General features: G+C 66.8%; 17 protein-coding genes. 5 read left to right on the forward strand and 12 right to left on the reverse strand.

Translation table 11 applies throughout. The features are described 5' to 3' along the window. The 3 genes from RND64_RS14380 to RND64_RS14390 all read right to left on the reverse strand — a co-directional run bounded on the left by RND64_RS14380 (position 1) and on the right by RND64_RS14390 (position 3,195). The gene (locus RND64_RS14380) at positions 1-1,035 is read right to left on the reverse strand and encodes an ATP-dependent 6-phosphofructokinase (protein WP_005205247.1); all 1,035 of its coding nucleotides are present in this window, start codon (positions 1,033-1,035) and stop codon (positions 1-3) included. A gap of 119 nt (positions 1,036-1,154) precedes the next feature. Further along, positions 1,155-1,850 carry a LuxR C-terminal-related transcriptional regulator gene (locus RND64_RS14385; protein WP_049698617.1) on the reverse strand — a complete coding sequence of 232 codons (696 nt, stop codon included), beginning with the start codon at positions 1,848-1,850 and terminating at the stop codon, positions 1,155-1,157. A 10-nt stretch (positions 1,851-1,860) separates the two neighbouring features. Beyond that, positions 1,861-3,195 (reverse strand): sensor histidine kinase, encoded by a 1,335-nt coding sequence (locus RND64_RS14390; protein WP_053117416.1) that lies wholly within the window; start codon positions 3,193-3,195, stop codon positions 1,861-1,863. 178 nt (positions 3,196-3,373) lie between these two features. Here RND64_RS14390 and RND64_RS14395 point away from each other — a divergent pair, with 178 nt between their 5' ends. Next, positions 3,374-4,075 (forward strand): hypothetical protein, encoded by a 702-nt coding sequence (locus RND64_RS14395; protein ID WP_235434313.1) that lies wholly within the window; start codon positions 3,374-3,376, stop codon positions 4,073-4,075. After that, positions 4,072-5,298 (forward strand): alpha/beta-hydrolase family protein, encoded by a 1,227-nt coding sequence (locus RND64_RS14400; RefSeq protein WP_049698407.1) that lies wholly within the window; start codon positions 4,072-4,074, stop codon positions 5,296-5,298. Before RND64_RS14395 ends, RND64_RS14400 begins: the two co-directional genes overlap by 4 nt. On the opposite strand, the gene gatA is transcribed toward RND64_RS14400, so the two are convergent. The 3 genes from gatA to RND64_RS14415 all read right to left on the reverse strand — a co-directional run bounded on the left by gatA (position 5,250) and on the right by RND64_RS14415 (position 7,819). After that, positions 5,250-6,749, reverse strand: coding sequence for an Asp-tRNA(Asn)/Glu-tRNA(Gln) amidotransferase subunit GatA (gene gatA / locus RND64_RS14405; RefSeq protein WP_049698408.1), 1,500 nt, complete (start codon positions 6,747-6,749; stop codon positions 5,250-5,252). The genes RND64_RS14400 and gatA overlap by 49 nt on opposite strands. Continuing rightward, positions 6,746-7,075 carry an Asp-tRNA(Asn)/Glu-tRNA(Gln) amidotransferase subunit GatC gene (gene gatC / locus RND64_RS14410; protein ID WP_049698409.1) on the reverse strand — a complete coding sequence of 110 codons (330 nt, stop codon included), beginning with the start codon at positions 7,073-7,075 and terminating at the stop codon, positions 6,746-6,748. The genes gatA and gatC overlap by 4 nt, the downstream gene beginning before the upstream one ends. Before the next feature lie 153 nt (positions 7,076-7,228). Beyond that, the gene (locus RND64_RS14415; protein WP_049698619.1) at positions 7,229-7,819 is read right to left on the reverse strand and encodes an antibiotic biosynthesis monooxygenase; all 591 of its coding nucleotides are present in this window, start codon (positions 7,817-7,819) and stop codon (positions 7,229-7,231) included. Positions 7,820-7,876: 57 nt separating this feature from the next. Between RND64_RS14415 and RND64_RS14420 the strand changes: the two genes are divergently transcribed. Then, entirely contained in the window at positions 7,877-8,545 is a 669-nt protein-coding gene (locus tag RND64_RS14420) for an amino acid-binding protein (protein ID WP_331436083.1), read from the forward strand. Between the two features lie 45 nt (positions 8,546-8,590). Here the strand turns inward: RND64_RS14420 and RND64_RS14425 are convergent, their stop codons facing one another. Next, entirely contained in the window at positions 8,591-8,914 is a 324-nt protein-coding gene (locus tag RND64_RS14425; RefSeq protein ID WP_049698620.1) for a nuclear transport factor 2 family protein, read from the reverse strand. Between the two features lie 100 nt (positions 8,915-9,014). Then, positions 9,015-9,794 carry an SDR family oxidoreductase gene (locus tag RND64_RS14430; RefSeq protein WP_049698411.1) on the reverse strand — a complete coding sequence of 260 codons (780 nt, stop codon included), beginning with the start codon at positions 9,792-9,794 and terminating at the stop codon, positions 9,015-9,017. Between the two features lie 75 nt (positions 9,795-9,869). Between RND64_RS14430 and RND64_RS14435 the strand changes: the two genes are divergently transcribed. Beyond that, positions 9,870-10,820 carry a LysR family transcriptional regulator gene (locus tag RND64_RS14435; RefSeq protein ID WP_331436084.1) on the forward strand — a complete coding sequence of 317 codons (951 nt, stop codon included), beginning with the start codon at positions 9,870-9,872 and terminating at the stop codon, positions 10,818-10,820. Here RND64_RS14435 and ligA read toward each other — a convergent pair. Continuing rightward, on the reverse strand, positions 10,750-12,870 hold the full coding sequence (gene ligA, locus RND64_RS14440) for an NAD-dependent DNA ligase LigA (protein ID WP_049698413.1): 2,121 nt from the start codon (positions 12,868-12,870) through the stop codon (positions 10,750-10,752). The two genes, RND64_RS14435 and ligA, sit on opposite strands and share 71 nt — an antisense overlap. A gap of 66 nt (positions 12,871-12,936) precedes the next feature. Here ligA and RND64_RS14445 point away from each other — a divergent pair, with 66 nt between their 5' ends. After that, positions 12,937-13,320, forward strand: a complete 384-nt coding sequence (locus RND64_RS14445) for an MmcQ/YjbR family DNA-binding protein (protein ID WP_049698414.1) — start codon at positions 12,937-12,939, stop codon at positions 13,318-13,320. A gap of 156 nt (positions 13,321-13,476) precedes the next feature. Here the strand turns inward: RND64_RS14445 and RND64_RS14450 are convergent, their stop codons facing one another. From RND64_RS14450 to RND64_RS14460, 3 genes are read right to left on the reverse strand one after another with little or no spacing between them, the layout of a single operon-like run. Continuing rightward, on the reverse strand, positions 13,477-14,511 hold the full coding sequence (locus RND64_RS14450; RefSeq protein WP_049698415.1) for a vitamin-B12 independent methionine synthase: 1,035 nt from the start codon (positions 14,509-14,511) through the stop codon (positions 13,477-13,479). 11 nt (positions 14,512-14,522) lie between these two features. After that, positions 14,523-15,668: a tRNA 2-thiouridine(34) synthase MnmA gene (mnmA, locus tag RND64_RS14455; RefSeq protein WP_049698416.1), complete on the reverse strand. Its 1,146-nt coding sequence runs from the start codon at positions 15,666-15,668 to the stop codon at positions 14,523-14,525. Further along, positions 15,668-16,876 (reverse strand): cysteine desulfurase family protein, encoded by a 1,209-nt coding sequence (locus RND64_RS14460; RefSeq protein WP_049698417.1) that lies wholly within the window; start codon positions 16,874-16,876, stop codon positions 15,668-15,670. The genes mnmA and RND64_RS14460 overlap by 1 nt, the downstream gene beginning before the upstream one ends. Positions 16,877-16,894: the final 18 nt, after the last annotated feature.

Consider the following 16,894-nt stretch of genomic DNA (forward strand, 5'->3'; position numbering starts at 1 on the left):
TCAACCGAAGATGACCCGCATTTCCTGATACTGGGCTGCCGGGACCTGCTTGTGGTTGGCCAGCGCCTCGTCGAATGTGGTGCGCTCGATCTCGGTGCCACGCAGCACCACCATCTGACCCCAGCCCTTGTCGGCGACGAGATCGGTCGTCGCCATGCCGAGTCTCGTTGCCAGGACGCGGTCGAACGCCGTCGGCACCCCACCCCGCTGCACATGGCCGAGGACCGTTGCGCGGGTCTCGATCCCGGTGCGCTCCTCGATCATCGGCGCGAGAACCTCGGCGATGCCGCCGAGTCGGGGGCGGTTGAAGCCGTCGAGCCCCTTCGTCGAATGTGCGGTCTCCATCTCGGGCAGCTTGAAGCCCTCGGCGACGACGACCATCGGCGAGCGACCACGGTTCTTCACGCTCGTCACCCAGGCGCAGATCTGATTGAGACTCTCGGGGTGCTCCGGGATCAGAATCGCGTGTGCGCCGCCCGCGATGCCCGAGTGCAATGCGATCCACCCCGCGTGACGGCCCATCACCTCGAGCACCATGCAGCGCTTGTGCGAGTTGCCGGTGGTACGCAACCGATCGATGGACTCCGTCGCGATCTCGACCGCTGTGTTGAAACCGAACGTGTAGTCGGTCGCTGCGATGTCGTTGTCGATGGTCTTCGGCACGCCGACGATGTTGATGCCGTCTTCAAAGAGCCGCTGCGACGCGGCGGCGGTGCCGTCGCCGCCGATGGCGATCACTCCGTCGATCTCGAGGTTCTTGAGGACCTTCTTGATGTTCTCCGCGCCGCCGTCCGGCTCGGAGTACGGCCCGAATCGACTGGTACCGAGGATGGTTCCGCCCTCGTGGCTCAGACCGCGCACACGCGCGCGGTCGAGCTCGATGATGTCGCCGTAGACCAGTCCGTACCAGCCGTCACGAAATCCGACGAACTCCTGCCCGTAGACGGTCTCTCCCTTGAGAACCGCGCCACGGATGACCGCATTCAAACCAGGGCAGTCGCCTCCGGAGGTGAGAATGCCGTATCTCTTCGCCATGTCTCTTCGTGCCTTCCGCCGTCCGAGGTCCCGCTATCGGTCTGGGTGATCGGTGTCCAATCTAGTTGGCCGTCGTCCCGTGCGCCGAGCGACAGCGAATGCCGCACAGTTGGGGTTCGTCACTTCACACCATGCTCGTAGGCGTAGACGACGGCTTGGGCACGATCGCGCAGGCCGAGTTTTCCCAGCAGCCCACTCACGTGCGTCTTGACGGTCTGCTCGGTGACGAACAGCTCGCCTGCGATCTCTGCGTTCGACTTTCCCTCAGCCACCAATTCGAGCACTTCACGCTCACGTGGAGTCAGCGATGCGAGTTCCGGTGACCTGGTGCGTCGCTCGCGACGCGAGGTCACCTCGGCGATGAGTCGGCGGGTGATCGACGGCGCGAGCAACGCATCGCCCGCCGCGACGACCCGCACAGCCCGGACGAGCTCGTCGGCGGGCGCATCCTTGAGCAGAAATCCCGACGCCCCGATCCGCAGCGCTTCGTACACGTAGTCGTCGATGTCGAAGGTCGTCAACATCAGCACGCGCGTCTTGCCCGCGGCGCCGTTCGCCGGAACGCCTGCGCCCGTACCGGATTCGACGCCCGCCTGACTCGCCAGAATGCGCTGCGCCGCCCACAACCCATCGCGCCTGGGCATCCGCACATCCATGAGCACCACGTCGGGGCTCACCCTGGCACACAGTTCGACCGCCTCGACGCCGTCGGCGGCATCACCGAGCACCGAGAAGTCGGGTTGGGCGGCGAGTAACGCCGAGAATCCTTGTCGGACCATCGCCTGGTCGTCGACGATGACAAGCGTGATCGGCACCGGATGCACGCTACCTTTCTGTATCCGATGAATGTGTATCTGAAGAATCTGTATCTGATGAAGCTGTATTTGATGAACCAGCGGGGTCCGATGAAGTGATCGCGCGCTGGTTTCCGGTGGGAACCCACGCGCGGACGGCGAATCCGCCGTCAGGGGTGAGCGCGGTGACGAGTGATCCGCCGACGCTGCGCGCCCGATCCGTCATACCGGGGATACCGGCGCCGTTGCCCGCAAGATCCAGCGGCGGTTCGGTGCCCGGACCGTTGACGACTGCGAGCTCGAGCTGACCTTGCGCACCGTCGCGCAGCCAGATGTCTGTCCGCGCTCCCGGCGCATGGCGGGTGGCGTTGGCCAGGGACTCCTGCACGATCCGATACACGGCCAGACCCGACGCCTCGCCGACGTCCGTTCCGGGCGTCGCCAGATGCAACTGCACGTCGGCTCCTGCCCGACGTGTCGCCTCGACCAACGACTCGATGTGTTCGAGCCCGGGGTTGGGCGCTGTCCGCGCACTCGACTCATTCGAGGTGTCGTCGGGTTCACGCAGCACGCCGAGAAGCTGGCGCACCTCGTCGAGCGAGGTGCGCGCCGCGACGGCGATCGCGTCGAATTCGGCCGCAGCGGCGTCGCTGACGTCGGGCAGTCGATACCGAGCGGTCTGCGCCATCACCACCACCATCGACATCCGGTGGGCAACGACGTCGTGGAGGTCACGCGCGATGCGTGCACGCTCCTGCAGGACGGCCGCCTCGGATTCCGCCGCCTTGGTCTCCTGGGTGCGCTCGGCCAGCTGCCTACGAGATGCCAGCAGCCCGCGCACAAGGGCGATGACGATGGCACCGAACGTCAGACCGAAGATCCATCCCGGCCGCTGGTCGTCGGGGGCCGAATTCGTCATCACCAACGTCGACGCCAACCAGATCACCGGCAGCCACCGGAGCGGGCATCGGAGTGCGGCCATGAACGACAGCACCAGGATCGCGATGATGTGCGTCACCTGGATCGACCATGGCCACCCGTTGACGGTGGGAACCACCGACCCGATGATCATCGCCGCGAGCAACGAGATCGCCCATCCCACAACGGGAGCCGACCATGCCAGCGCGACCGGCCATGCGATTGCCGCGGCAACCGCCGGCATCGCGTACGCCGGGACGTCGTGCGTCAGGCTCGACGTCGGCCACGCCACTGCGAACAGCACTGCGGCACACAGGAGGAAGAAGACATTCATGCGCGACGAGAAGTAGCGTCGTAGATCGGGATCCGACAGCGCTGGAGTAGCGCGCACCTCGTCGACGAAGGCGGAACCGGCCTTACGGAGCCCGGTCCGCACGTGCTTCATCATCAGATCACCTCGACGTCCACCGTAGGCGAGCACGTTCCCGATGTCCTCATACCTAAGAGGGAGATCGGGATCGCTCCGGGGTAGCAGGTCGACGACGGCGGGCACTGCGAATGGACTGTGGGACAACCCCACTCGCGGCCGATGTGGGGTTGTGCTCTGCATTTCTAGCGTCGATCACATGACTTCGAGCCACCGACTCCCCCGCAACACCCAGAGACGTCGACGCTGGTCAGCCGCACTCCTGCTCGTCGGCGTCGCCGCGTTCACCGCACTGCCGATGACGCCAGCAGGCCACGCGACCGCGCAGTCGTCGACCATCCAGTCCACGTCCAATAGTGAAGTCTCCGACGGCGGAACCGGAGATCCCGCTGCGGCTGCGGTCGTCCGACAGCTTCTCGATCGCAACGGCGCGGGAGCGATCGCGGCGCTCCCGTCCGACTTCGCATCCAGGATGGGGTACTCGCCGGTGCTCGACGGCGACGATGCGAGCAATCCCGGCGGCGATTGCTCGTCACCTGTACCCATTCCCGCGAGGTTCGAACCACTGTGCCGCACACATGATTTCGGCTACGACATGCTGCGCTACGCGGCGCGGGTCGGAAATCCGTTGGGCCCCTGGGCGCGACTGGGTCTCGACACCGCCCTGGTGACGCGGATGCGCGAAACCTGTCACGATCCGCTGTGTATGGGTGCGGCGGAGCTGGCACGGGTGGGGGTCGGACTCAACACCTGGCATGAAGGCGACGGCCCACCACAGGACCGCGGCAACGTGCTCGCCGCGACGTCGTCGGCCATCGGGCACCTCGTCCACGACGATCCCGATGGCAACAGCGACGTCGAACGCGATGGCACACAGGCATCGTCGGGGGCGACACGATGACGATCCCGGGAACCGATCGAGCACTCAGCGCACCTGCACCTCCTCACCCGGCGATCGCCTGGGCGATTGTGCTCGCCACCGGGATCGGGCTCTGGCCGTCCCCGCTTCCGCGGACGCCGTGGCTCGCAGGTGTCGTCGTTGCCGGGTGCGCAGCCATCGTCGTGAGTGCCACGCTGGTCGGACTGAGACTGTGCCATCGTTCCCGGAGTGCGACTCGATGGTCACCGCTTGTGGCAGCGTGCACGTTCCTTGTGGTCGCGGCTACGGCGAACATGTGGTGGCAGAACGGAATTCGCGGCGAGCTCGGCTATGCCCCTGTCGGCATCGAGTGGGTGGTGTTGCTCGTCGGACCGACAGCCGCGGTTGTCGCCGCGATCGTCTGGCTGCCACGCCTGAGCGCGCTGGCCGTCGCAGGCGCTGTCTCGGTTGCCGCCGGACTGCTCACGCCCGTCTCGGGCTCAGCGTCGGCGTCGACGTTGAGCGCACCGGTATCCAGCGCACGCGACGCGAATGCCCTTGTCCAGCAATGGGTCGACGCGGGCGGCCGCGGTGACGACGCGGTGTTGATCGCGGTCCCGACGGGCTCGGGGTGGATCGACGCCGGCGCGGTCACGGCGATCGGTGAGCGCGTCGGCCGGATGCGCACCATCACGCCCCGCTACGCGTCGTCGCAGTCGTGGCGGGCATTCGTCACCGACCGGGGTGCGGCCGGACGCGCGTCTGTCGCGGTGGTCACGGCAGTAACAGCAACGCTCGATTCTGTTCCCGCACAGCATCGTCCGCGCATCATCCTGTACGGCCAGAGCCTCGGAGCGATCGGAGCGGAGACGGCACGGGTCTGGGCCGACGATCATCGACCCGGCACTGTCAGGGCCACCGTTCTCTCCGGGGTTCCCGCAGACACCATCGCGACGCACGCGCACGGATCGCCGCGCATGGTGGTCGCCAATGCAACCGACCCGGTGACCACGTGGTCACCGGCGGCGATCTGGCGCGCTCCGTCTAGACCTTCCGAGACGGTCACAGTCGGCAGACCGACCCGACGCGTTCCGTGGCTTCCCCTGGTGACGTTCGTGCAGAACTCCGCCGACCTGCTGGGGTCGCTCGACGGCCCCGCAGGCGTCGGCCACCGGTACTCCGGTCCGGATCAGGCGCACGGCCTGCCCGAAACCGATCAGACGATCGGACCGCGGGCGGCCTCGTACGCTGCGCCCACCCGGTAGAGCCGGTCGTCGGCGAGGGCCGGAGCCATGATCTGCAGCCCGACGGGCAGCCCGTCGTCGACCGACAGCCCGGACGGCACCGACATCGCTCCGACACCAGCGAGATTCACCGGGAGCGTGCACAGGTCGAACAGGTACATGCTCAGCGGATCGTCGACCTTGTCGCCGATGGGGAACGCGGTGGTCGGCGTCGTCGGCGAGACGAGGACGTCGACGCTCTCGAAGGCCGTGGCGAAGTCGCGCGCGATCAGCGTGCGGACCTTCTGCGCCTGGCCGTAGTACGCGTCGTAGTAGCCAGACGACAAGGCGTAGGTACCGATCATGATGCGGCGCTTGACTTCTGGACCGAATCCGGCCTCGCGTGTCAGTGCCATGACCTCTTCGGCGCTGTGCTTGCCGTCGTCGCCGACGCGCAGCCCGTACCGCATGCCGTCGAAACGAGCGAGGTTCGACGACACCTCACTGGGGAGGATGAGGTAGTACGCGCCGAGAGCGTAGGTGAAGTGCGGGCAGGAGACCTCGACGACCTCGGCGCCACGCTCGGTGAGCGTTGCGACAGCCTGCTCGAACGACGCGAGCACGCCGGGCTGGTAACCCTCCCCCTGGAGTTCGGTGACCACGCCGACCCGCACACCCGTCAGATCGCCGGACGCGCCCGCGCGTGCAGCGCCGACGACATCGGGCACGGCCACGTCGATCGAGGTGGAGTCGCGCGGGTCGTGTCCCGCGATGACCTCGTGGAGCAGCGCGGTGTCGAGGACGGTGCGCCCGCATGGGCCACCCTGATCCAACGACGACGCGCAGGCGACGAGTCCGTAGCGGGACACCGTGCCGTAGGTCGGCTTGACGCCGACCGTCGCGGTGACCGCGGCGGGCTGACGGATCGAGCCACCGGTGTCGGTGCCGATCGCGAGGGGCGCCTGGTACGACGCGAGCGCCGCAGCGCTGCCACCACCGGAACCGCCCGGGATGCGTGTGGTGTCCCAGGGATTGCGGGTCACCTGATAGGCGGAGTTCTCGGTGGAACTGCCCATCGCGAACTCGTCCATGTTGGTCTTGCCGAGGATCGGGATGCCCGCCGCACGCAGCCGCGCGGTCACGGTCGCGTCGTAGGGCGGGACCCAGCCCTCGAGAATCTTCGAGCCGCAGGTAGTGGGCGCGTCGGTCGTCGTGAACACGTCCTTGAGTGCGAGCGGCACGCCGGTGAGCGGCGATGACGCCTCTCCTGCCGCAACGGCGTCGTCGGCGGCCTTGGCGGCGACGAGCGCCTCGGAGCTGCTCACATGCAGGAATGCACCGAGTTGGTCGTCGATCTCGGCGATGCGGTCGAGGTGCGCCTGGGTGACCTCGACAGACGAGAGCTCACGGGAGGCGATCTTCTCGCCGAGCTCTGCGGCGGACAGTCCGGTGATATCGGTGGCGGCGCGGGTGGCCGGTGTCTGAGAACTCACTGTTCCTCCCCCAGGATCTGCGGAACGGCGAACCGGTCCTGCTCGACGGCGGGCGCACCGGAGAGCGCCTCTTCGGTGGTCAGGCCGGGCTTGACGACGTCTTCGCGCAACACGTTGGCCAGCGCCGCCGGGTGGGCGGTCGGCGGGACGTCGTCGGCAGCGACCTCGGAGACCTGCGCCACATGCGCCAAGATCGAATCGAGCTGTTGCGCATAGAGATCGAGCTCGTCGTCGCTCAGCGCGAGTCGCGACAGCCGCGCCAGGTGCGCGACCTGTTCACGCGAGATCGTCGACCCTGCGTCCTCCGACCCAGATCCGTCAGACATTTGAAGAGATCACGTCCTTCCTCACCAGCAAAACCACCGGCATCGGCAACAGCGCACCGACAACCCCATCAAGCCTAGGCGACGACGGTCTCGGCCGAGTCGACGCGGTACTCGACGACGATCTGGCACGGCGAGGCCGGACCCCGACGCTCGTCAGTGAAGCCACCTCTTGAGGCGACGAGTGATCCACGGCAGCACCAGGTACACCATGAGCGGGGTGTTGATCAGCGTCGCGATCAACGTCTTGAGCACCAGTGGCATCCCACCGAGATGGGGAATCACCAGGAAGTTGATCAGCAGCGACATCGGGAAGAATCCCAGCCAGATGGTGACCGCCTGCTTCCACCGCGGCGGCGGCGCACCCATCACCCGGACCGCGTTGGTCAGCGTCGACTGTGGCTCGAACCACCCCTCGATACCCGAGAGGCGATGCGTCGCATACTCGACGGCCACACCCTCACCGCGAGACAACCACGCTTTGCGCACCGGCGAGGAGTTCCAATCCTCGAGCGCGTCGTCGTCGGCGAAGCGGTAGACGACGTAGTACTCGTCGGGTTTGCTGCTCGACCGCAACCATCCGCCGCCGAGAAAGCCGGGGAACGTACGGGCCAGCGCGATCCCGGCGTCCGTCCAGGTGACGAAGTCGTGTTCACGCCCGGACTCGATGCGTCGCGCGACGGACGTCGTGACGTGCTGTGTGCCGGGCGCGTCGTCGTGATCGGGAACCGAAACCATGTCCTCCATCGTGGCGGCAGCACGCGGCCGATGCCATCCGAGCACGCCCGCGGCCACGGTGCGACAATGTCGCACGTGTCATATCTGCTGCGCGTGTACCTCGAGGACCGCCCCGGCAGCCTCGGACTGCTCGCCGTGCAGCTCGGGTCCGTCGGCGCTGACATCCTGTCCCTCGAGGTCGTCGAACGAGGTGACGGCTACGCCGTCGACGACCTCGTCGTCGACGTCGCGCCCGGCTCACTTCCCGATGCGTTGATCACCGCGGCCGAAAGAGTCACCGGTGTGCGCGTCGACTCCATTCGTCCCTACAGCGGACTACTCGACACCCACCGCGAACTCGAGCTCGTCGACCAGGTGGCCACCGCCGACCACGACCGGCTACAGGTCCTCGTCGACAACGCGCCACGCGTACTGCGCGTGTCGTGGGCGATGGTCGTCACCCGGGCGGCGGGTGGTGTCCTCGCACTCTACGGCAGCTCCGGCGCACCCGAGACGCCGCTGACCAGCGCTGACTGGCTTCCGCTCAGCGAGGCCGCGCAACTCGACCCCGACGCCGACTGGGTCCCCGGCGCCTGGCAGGACATGGACACGCGAATGGCAGCAGCCCCGCTCGGCGACGGCCGAAAAGCGGTGCTGCTCGGCAGGATCGGCGGCCCAGACTTCCGACCGTCGGAGATCGCGCGCCTCAGTTACCTCTCGGGCATCGTCAGCACTGTGCTGCGCACCGAGTCGTAGCCAGGCGGCATTCGGCGGGGATGCCGTCACCGTAACGACGACGCGTCACTCGCGAATTGTCATGCGCGACAACTTGTCTCCGTTGACCGTGTAGGTGAATGTCGACGGACCGTTGAATCCGTCTCCGCCCACAGTCGCGATGACGACGGTGTCGGCACCGGCCGTCGTAGCCTTCGTGACGTCGAGCGTGACGTTCTTGCCGATGAATTCGTTGTCGCTCCAGCCGGTGATCGCGTCGGGTCCGGTGAAGACCCGCCCCCAATCGTCGACGGAACCGTCCGGCGTGAAGGCGTCGAGGAACGCCTGCAGATCACCGGCATTCGTCGCGTCGATCGACGCGGCGACGGGCGCGGGTAGCGAGGTGGTCATGTCATCTCCCTTGATGAATCGGGTCGGGCAGGCACCCGGACACGCGAGCAATCCGTCGGCGCCAGGTGAGGAAGTACAGCCAGAATCCAGTCTGACCGGGTCAGCGCGTGGTGTACCCGCCGTTCGCGAAGATCGTTTGTCCGGTGATCCAATGCCCCTCTGTCGCAAGGAAGGTCACGATCGGCGCGATGTCTTCGATTCGGGTGAGCCGGTTTCCCATCGCCTGTGACTTGTGGAATTCCACACGCTCCGGTGTCTCTTGCGGATAGAAGAACGGCGTGTCCATCGGTCCGGGGCCGATGTTGTTGACCGAGATGCCGCGATCGGCGAACTCCTTGGAAGCCGCGCGGGTGAAGTGCTCGACAGGCGCCTTACCGCCGGCGTACGTCGAGTAGCCGTCGGTGTAGGCCGCGAGCAGAGACGTGACGATGGTGATGATCGCACCGTCGTCGTTGAGCCGCTTTCCTGCTTCCTGCAGGAAGAAGTACGCAGCCTTCGCATTGATGTCGAACATCGAATCGTATTCGGCCTCAGTCGTTTCGACGATGGGCTTGCGAAGCACTTTGCCCACGGTGTTGACCGCGATGTCGACGCCACCGAATGCGCCGACGGCCTCGTCGAAGAGCGCGGCGACCGCGGCAGGAGCGGTGAGGTCTCCCTGGACAATGATCGCCTTGCCGCCCAGTTCTTCGACCGCGGCCGCGGTCTTCTCCGCCTCCGGCCTGCTGGCATCGCTGTTGTAGTGGACGGCGACGTTGGCGCCGAGTCCCGCGAGATCGCGCGACACGAGTCCACCGAGATTCTTCGCACCTGCCGCCACGACGGCACTCTTGCCGTCGAGAGGGCGAGTGAGAACGGATGAGCTCTGATTCTGCGTCATGCCTCCGACGGTAGGAATCCCAAAACTCCAATTCAATCGGATCTTCCTGGACCTTACTCAAGTAAGATTTGCGCTATGGCTGAGTTGGACGACGCTGCCGCGCTGGACACCCGGCGACTTGAACAGTTCGTCGCGGTCGCGCAGGCCGGGACTCTGGCTGCGGCGGCGGAACAGATGTTCCTCACCCAGCAGGCGCTATCGACGGCGCTGAGACAACTCGAGCGCGAGGTCGGCGTGACGTTGTTCGACCGGACAGGTCGACGCCTCGTGTTGACCGCCGCAGGCGAGAATCTCCTCGAGGGTGCGCTTCCACTGCTCGCGGGCGCGCGCGAACTCGCACGGTCGGTCCGACGTCGAGCCGCGGGCGTCCCCGACGCATTCACCATCGGACACTCGCCCGCCCTGTCGAGCGACGAGGTCTTCGCGCTCGTCGAACCCGCACTGCGGCTGCATCCCGCTGTATCGGTGACGCTGGTCAAGACATTTCCCGATCGATTCACCGACCAATTACTGTCGGGCGAGCTCAATGTGGTGTTGCGCCGAGGCGTCGAGACACCACCGCAACTGACGTCGTCGATCGTCACCTACCACCCGTTGCGGCTGGCGATGGCAGCAGACCACCGCTTGGCCGACGCGGACACCGTCTCGGTGAGCTCGCTCCTAGACGTGCCCATCGTGGTGTGGGCACCGGAACGGCATTCCTTCTACACCGACTTTCTGGTCGCGCACCTGCGCGGCGGCGGCTTGGAGCCGACGTTGCGCATCTGCCGCGTCCAAGGTGCGCCGCCCGCGACGGCGGTGCTCGTCGACGACGACGCTGTCGCATTCGTGACCGATCCGGTGGGCACGAGTCACGAAAATCGAGTCATCGTCAAGGATTTCGACGATCCGCCGCTGACCCCTGTGCAGGCGCTGTGGCTCCCGCACACGGTTTCGGAGTTCAGGACCTCACTGCTCAACTCGGCTCCGCGTCGGACTCCGGAAGGGCAGCCGCCGGCCCCTCCCCCGTCTCCAGCAGGTGCTTGAAACCGTCTTCGTCGATCACGGGCACCCCGAGTTGTTCGGCCTTCGCAGCTTTGCTGCCCGGGGAATCGCCGACGACGACGTAGTCGGTTTTCTTCGACACCGAGCCCGACGCCTTGCCGCCGCGCGCCAGGATTGCTTCCTTGGCGCCGTCGCGGGAGAAGTCCTGCAGCGAGCCGGTGACGACGATGGTCTTGCCCTCGAGCGTGCGCACGATGGACTCATCGCGCTCGTCTTCCATCGAAACCCCTGCGGCACGCCACTTCTCGACGACTTCGCGATGCCAGTCGACGGCGAACCAGTCGTGAATACTCTGCGCGAGCGTTCCGCCGAGTCCCTCGACGTCGGCGAGTTGCTCGGGCGTCGCGTCTTCGATCGCCTGCAGCGAGCCGAATTCGGTTGCGAGAGAACGCGCCGCGGTGGGTCCGACGTGGCGGATCGACAGCGCGACGAGCACGCGCCAGAGCGGAACATCCTTGGCGCCTTGCAGATTGACGAGCAGACGCTTGCCGTTCGCCGAGAGTTTGCCGTCCTTGGTGGTGAACAGGTCGACCTTGGCGAGGTCGTCGGCGGTCAGTGAGAAGAGGTCGCCCTCGTTGACGATGACTCCGGAACCCAGCAGCGCTGTCGCTGCTTCGTACCCGAGCGCTTCGATGTCGAAGGCGCCGCGACCCGCGAGGTGGAACAGCCGCTCACGCAACTGCGCGGGACAGGATTTCGCGTTGGGGCAACGGATGTCGGCGTCGCTGTCTTTCTCGGGCCGCAGCGTGGAGCCGCATTCGGGGCAGCGCTCCGGCATCACGAATGCACGCTCGCTGCCGTCGCGCAACTCCACCACGGGCCCGAGTACCTCGGGGATCACGTCGCCTGCCTTGCGGATGGTGACCGTGTCGCCGATCAGCACACCCTTCCGACGGACCTCGGACTCGTTGTGCAGCGTGGCACGCGAGACCGTCGAGCCTGCGACCAACACCGGTTCCATGAAGGCGAATGGGGTGACGCGGCCCGTCCGGCCGACGCCGACCTTGATGTCGAGGAGCTTGGTGGTGGCCTCCTCGGGCGGGTACTTGTAGGCGATCGCCCAGCGAGGTGCACGGGAGGTCGAGCCAAGCCGACGCTGCTTGGCAAAGTCGTCGACCTTGACGACGATGCCGTCGATCTCGTGCTCGACGTCGTGCCTGTGCTCGCCCCAGTACGCGATGCGGTCGAGGATCGCGTCGGCTCCCGACACCTTGGTTGTGTGCGTCGACACCGGTAGTCCCCACGCCCCGATCGCGAGGTAGGCGTCGTGCAGAGACTTGGGCTTCCAGCCCTCGGTGTGGCCGAGTCCGTGACAGATCATCCTGAGCCGACGCTTCGCAGTGATCTGCGGGTTCTTCTGCCGCAACGAACCCGCCGCCGAGTTGCGCGGGTTGGCGAAGGGGGCCTTGCCGTCGTCGACGAGTGATGCGTTGAGCGCCTCGAAATCCTCGACGCGGAAGAACACCTCACCGCGGACTTCGAGCACGTGCGGTATCGGGTACTCGTCGGTCGCGGTCAGCCGCGCCGGGACGTCTTCGATGGTGCGGGCGTTGAGCGTGACGTCTTCACCGGTGCGTCCGTCGCCGCGGGTGACGGCGTGGTCGAGCACGCCGTCGATGTAGACCAGCGCGAGCGCGACGCCGTCGATCTTGAGTTCGCACAGGTACTCGGTGCCGACACCGACTTCTTCCTCGACCCGCGAGACCCACGTACGCATCTCGTCGCCGTCGAAGACGTTGTCGAGCGACAGCATCCGCTCGAGGTGGTCGACCGGGGTGAACGCCGTGGAGAATCCGCCGCCGACCAACTTGGTCGGAGAATCGGGCGTTGCGAGCTCGGGATGCGTGTCCTCGAGTTCTTGCAACTCACGCAGGAGACGGTCGAACTCGCCGTCGGAGATGATCGGCGCGTCCTTGACGTAATAGCGGAACTGGTGGTCGCGAATCTCTTCGGCGAGCTTCGACCACTGCTCACGCAGGTCTGCGCTGGGGTCCCTCGTCGTGGGATCCGTGGTTCCGACGTCTTGTGCCACCCTCAAAGACTATCGAAGGGCACCGACACGCCCTCCCGCTCGGCTACCGTCGCCTATCGTCGACTCATGCCGCACCCCATCGTGTTCGACGACGCCGATCCGCTCCTCGGCCGGGTGCGCGCAATCGCACTCGCGCTACCCGACACCACCGAGGTGGTCGCGCACGGCCGTCCGACGTTCCGCTGCGGGAAGATGTTCGGCACGTACGGCGGCAGCATCAAGGGCGGCGAACGCCACGACCAGTCGTTGCTGTTCATCCCCGACGACGCCGAACGCGACGCCCTCGTCGACGATCCGCGGATCTTCCTGCCCGCGTACGTCGGCGTATACGGCTGGCTCGGAATGCTTCTCGACAAGAAGACCGACTGGGACGAGGTCGCCGAGCTTCTCGATGCGAGCTACCGTCACGTGGCGCCGAAGAAGTCGTTGGCCAAGCTGCCGCCGCTCTGAGGCGTCGACTCGGCTGTCGGACCGACCCACCGAGCTGAATGTGTGTCGAATCCGAGGATGTGTGTGCTGCAGCGCCCACATCTTTCGAAACGACACACATTCAGGTGAGCGCCGGACCCCACACCAGTCCCAACGCCGCCAGCCCCCACGCGGCCGTCACAGCGCCTGCGGGTCCTCCGACAGCAGTTCCCCTGCGCGTGCACAGATGCCGAGGGCCGTGCGTGCCCAGGCAGGCGAGGCTCCGGCCAGACCACACGTCGGAGTCGCGATAACGTTGTCGGACAACACTTTTCGATCCAGTCCGATCCGATCGGTGATCGCGGCCAACCCGCTCGCGACCGTCTCGGCGCGGGCCCGTCGGTCGGCTCGCTGAGCCGACACCACACCCGCGACGAGGACATCGCCGCGTTCGATCAGCTCACCGATCCCGTCGAGGGTCTCGGTGTCGAGTACGTCCGGCCCCGACGAGATCGCGGCGTCGAGCTCCACCGAATGTCCGACGCCGCGCAACCGTCCGATCAGATCCCAGCGTGGCGCCCCGCAGTTGTGCACGATCGCCGGTCTACCCACCTGTTCGACGATGCCCGCGAGCGCGTCCACTACCTCGGGGAGTGGGATCGCGCGGATCGGATCGAGTCGGGTCAGCGGGGTCACCGTGCCGTCGAGGACGGCTCCGATCAGAGGTTCGTCGAGTTGCACGGTCACCTGCGCGCCCAGACGTCTGGCAACCTCCGCGGCGTGCTCGCGCAGTCCCTCGGCCGTCGACTCGACGACGTCATGCCACGCGCCCGCATCGCGGAGCACCTTGTGCCCATTGGGCAGCTCGACCGAGGCGGAGAAGGTGAAGGGTCCGCACACCGCGACCTTGACCTGACGCCCGGTACCGATGAATCCCGCTGTGTCCCAAAGCTCTTCGAGCGCGTCGAGGTCGAATCGCAGGTAGTCCGACGCCGCACGGGTGACGGCCGAGGGTCGTGCCGCGAGTCGGTAGCCCCACGGCCCCGCGTCGATCGGCATGTCGACGAGCAAAGTGCCCATCCGGCCGACCATGTCGGCTCCGATGCCACGTGCGGGCAACTCCGCGAGGTAGGTGAAGTCGAGTTCGCCGCCCACGATCGCCGCGGCCTCAGTCGGATCGGTGCCCGGCATCGAGCCGACACCCGTACCGACACCGGTCGGCAGCGACGTCATCACATCACCGGTCAGTGCGCACTCGACGACGCACCCGCGACCGCCGCGTCGCTGCGACGCACGTGCGAGGTGCCCGCGATACGACCCGAGCCGACGACGAGATCGCCTCGCTCGGCGTCGGGCAGGTACAGCACGGCTGCCTGGCCACGCGCGACGCCGGTCAGCGGCTCACGCAACTCGATGTCGATCCCGGGGCGTCCATCGTCGCCGGTGACCGGTGTCGCGACCGCCTGCGCGAGTCCGCCGTGCGCACGCACCTGCACGATGCACTCGATCGGGCCGCTCGGCACATGTCCGGATGTCCACACGGCCTTGGTGGCACTGATCGACCAGACCTGCAGGTTCTCTGCGGCCCCGACGGTCACGGTGCCGGACTCGGGGTCGATGTCGGTGACGTAGCGCGGACGCCCGTCCGCGGCGGGTGCGTCGATCCCGAGACCCTTGCGCTGGCCGATGGTGAAGCCGTGGACGCCCTCGTGGTCGGCGAGACGTTCGCCCGAGTCGGCGTCGATAACGGCACCGGGACGCACACCGATTCGTGCGCCGAGGAAGGCTCTGGTGTCGCCGGTCGGGATGAAGCAGATGTCGTGTGAGTCCGGCTTCGACGCGACGGACAGGCCGCGCCGCGCCGCCTCGTCGCGGATCTGCGGCTTGGAGGTGTCGCCGACCGGGAACATCGCCCGCGACAACTGCTGCTGGGTCAGAACCGCGAGCACGTACGACTGGTCTTTGTCGTCGTCGACGGCACGACGCAGTTCGCCGTCGGCGAGTCGCGCGTAGTGACCGGTTGCCAGTGCGTCGAAACCGAGCGCAACCGCCTTTTCGGCGAGCGCGGAGAACTTGATCTTCTCGTTGCAGGTCAGGCACGGGTTGGGTGTTTGGCCGGCTGCGTACGCCTCGACGAACTCGTCGATCACGTCATCCTTGAACTTCTCCGCGAAATCCCAGACGTAGAACGGGATGCCGAGAACGTCGGCGGCGCGTCGCGCATCGTCGGCGTCCTCACGTGAACAACATCCGCGAGAGCCGGTGCGCAGGGCCCCCGGCGCCGTCGACAGCGCGAGATGCACGCCGACCACCTCGTGGCCCGCATCGACGGCACGTGCTGCGGCGACGGCCGAATCGACTCCTCCGCTCATGGCTGCCAGTACGCGCATCAGTTCCCCTTACCTGCGGGAGTCGAGACCAGTCCGGCGACGCGGGCGCGGTCGACGACCTCGCCGATGATCTCGGCGACCGACGCGATGTCGGCGTCGGTCGTGGAATGGGAGAGGGAGAAGCGCAGCGACCCGCGCGCGTCGGCCATGCTGACCCCCATGGCGAGCAACACATGGCTGGCCTGGGCAACGCCTGCGGTACATGCCGAACCCGTCGAGCACTCAACACCGTTGGCGTCGAGGAGCATCAGCAGCGAATCCCCTTCGCAGCCCGCGAAAGACACGTGCACGTTGCCGGGTAGCCGACGATCGTCGCGAGGCCCGTTGGCGCTGGCTCCATCGATGGACAACAGCACGTCGAACAGTCGATCACGCATCGCTGAAACCTGCGGCAGCGTCTCGTCGAGAGTGTCGACCGACCGTCGCAGTGCAGCAGCAAGGCCGACGATCCCCGGCACGTCCTGGGTGCCCGATCGCAGATCCCGCTCGTGTCCGCCACCGTGCTGCAACGAAACACACTCGACGTCGCGCCCGAGAAGCAGCGCGCCACATCCGTACGGTCCACCAAACTTGTGCCCGGCGATACTCATGGCGGAGAGCTTGCTGCCCGCGAAGTCGACGGGGACGTGACCGGCCGCCTGCACGGCGTCGGAATGCACGGGGACGCCGAACTCGATGCCGAGAGCCGCGATCTCACTGACCGGCTGGATCGTTCCGACTTCGTTGTTGGCCCACATCACCGAGATCAGTGCGGTCTGCGCCGCGTGCTGCTCGAGCTCGGCACGCACGTGCGCAACCGACACCGCGCCCTCGGCGTCGACCGGGATCACGACGAGTTCGGCGCCGTCGTTGTCGGCCAACCACTGCGCGGCGTCGAGCACGGCGTGGTGCTCGACCGCGGACACCATGATTCGACGACGCTGCGCGTCGCCTCTCCTACGTGCCCAAAAGATGCCCTTGACCGCCAGGTTGTCGGCCTCGGTGCCGCCGCTGGTGAAGGTCACCTCCGACGGCCGCGCACCGAGTGCCGACGCGACGGTCTCGCGGGCTTCTTCCAGGTGACGCCGGGCACGACGACCCGAACCGTGCAACGACGACGCGTTACCCGGCTGGAGATAGCAGGCGGTCATCGCCTCGAGTGCCTCCGGCAGCAGAGCTGTCGTCGCGGCATTGTCGAGGTAGACCGGGGCGCGGGATGACGTGGACATACGCACTCAAGGATAAAC

This window comes from Gordonia sp. w5E2 (assembly GCF_036540975.1).
In the GTDB taxonomy this organism is placed as follows: domain Bacteria; phylum Actinomycetota; class Actinomycetes; order Mycobacteriales; family Mycobacteriaceae; genus Gordonia; species Gordonia jacobaea.

Excerpts from the sequence above, each read along its gene's own strand:
- RND64_RS14460 (WP_049698417.1), bottom strand. The coding sequence starts at position 16,876 with ATGTCCACGTCATCCCGCGCCCCGGTCTACCTCGACAATGCCGCGACG.
- RND64_RS14450 (WP_049698415.1), bottom strand. The coding sequence starts at position 14,511 with ATGACGTCGCTGCCGACCGGTGTCGGTACGGGTGTCGGCTCGATGCCG.
- gatC (WP_049698409.1), bottom strand. The coding sequence starts at position 7,075 with ATGTCTGACGGATCTGGGTCGGAGGACGCAGGGTCGACGATCTCGCGT.
- RND64_RS14445 (WP_049698414.1), top strand. The coding sequence starts at position 12,937 with ATGCCGCACCCCATCGTGTTCGACGACGCCGATCCGCTCCTCGGCCGG.
- RND64_RS14380 (WP_005205247.1), bottom strand. The coding sequence starts at position 1,035 with ATGGCGAAGAGATACGGCATTCTCACCTCCGGAGGCGACTGCCCTGGT.
- RND64_RS14425 (WP_049698620.1), bottom strand. The coding sequence starts at position 8,914 with ATGACCACCTCGCTACCCGCGCCCGTCGCCGCGTCGATCGACGCGACG.
- RND64_RS14435 (WP_331436084.1), top strand. The coding sequence starts at position 9,870 with ATGGCTGAGTTGGACGACGCTGCCGCGCTGGACACCCGGCGACTTGAA.
- RND64_RS14415 (WP_049698619.1), bottom strand. The coding sequence starts at position 7,819 with ATGGAGGACATGGTTTCGGTTCCCGATCACGACGACGCGCCCGGCACA.
- RND64_RS14430 (WP_049698411.1), bottom strand. The coding sequence starts at position 9,794 with ATGACGCAGAATCAGAGCTCATCCGTTCTCACTCGCCCTCTCGACGGC.
- RND64_RS14395 (WP_235434313.1), top strand. The coding sequence starts at position 3,374 with ATGACTTCGAGCCACCGACTCCCCCGCAACACCCAGAGACGTCGACGC.
- RND64_RS14420 (WP_331436083.1), top strand. The coding sequence starts at position 7,877 with ATGTCGCACGTGTCATATCTGCTGCGCGTGTACCTCGAGGACCGCCCC.
- RND64_RS14390 (WP_053117416.1), bottom strand. The coding sequence starts at position 3,195 with ATGATGAAGCACGTGCGGACCGGGCTCCGTAAGGCCGGTTCCGCCTTC.
- RND64_RS14400 (WP_049698407.1), top strand. The coding sequence starts at position 4,072 with ATGACGATCCCGGGAACCGATCGAGCACTCAGCGCACCTGCACCTCCT.
- mnmA (WP_049698416.1), bottom strand. The coding sequence starts at position 15,668 with ATGCGCGTACTGGCAGCCATGAGCGGAGGAGTCGATTCGGCCGTCGCC.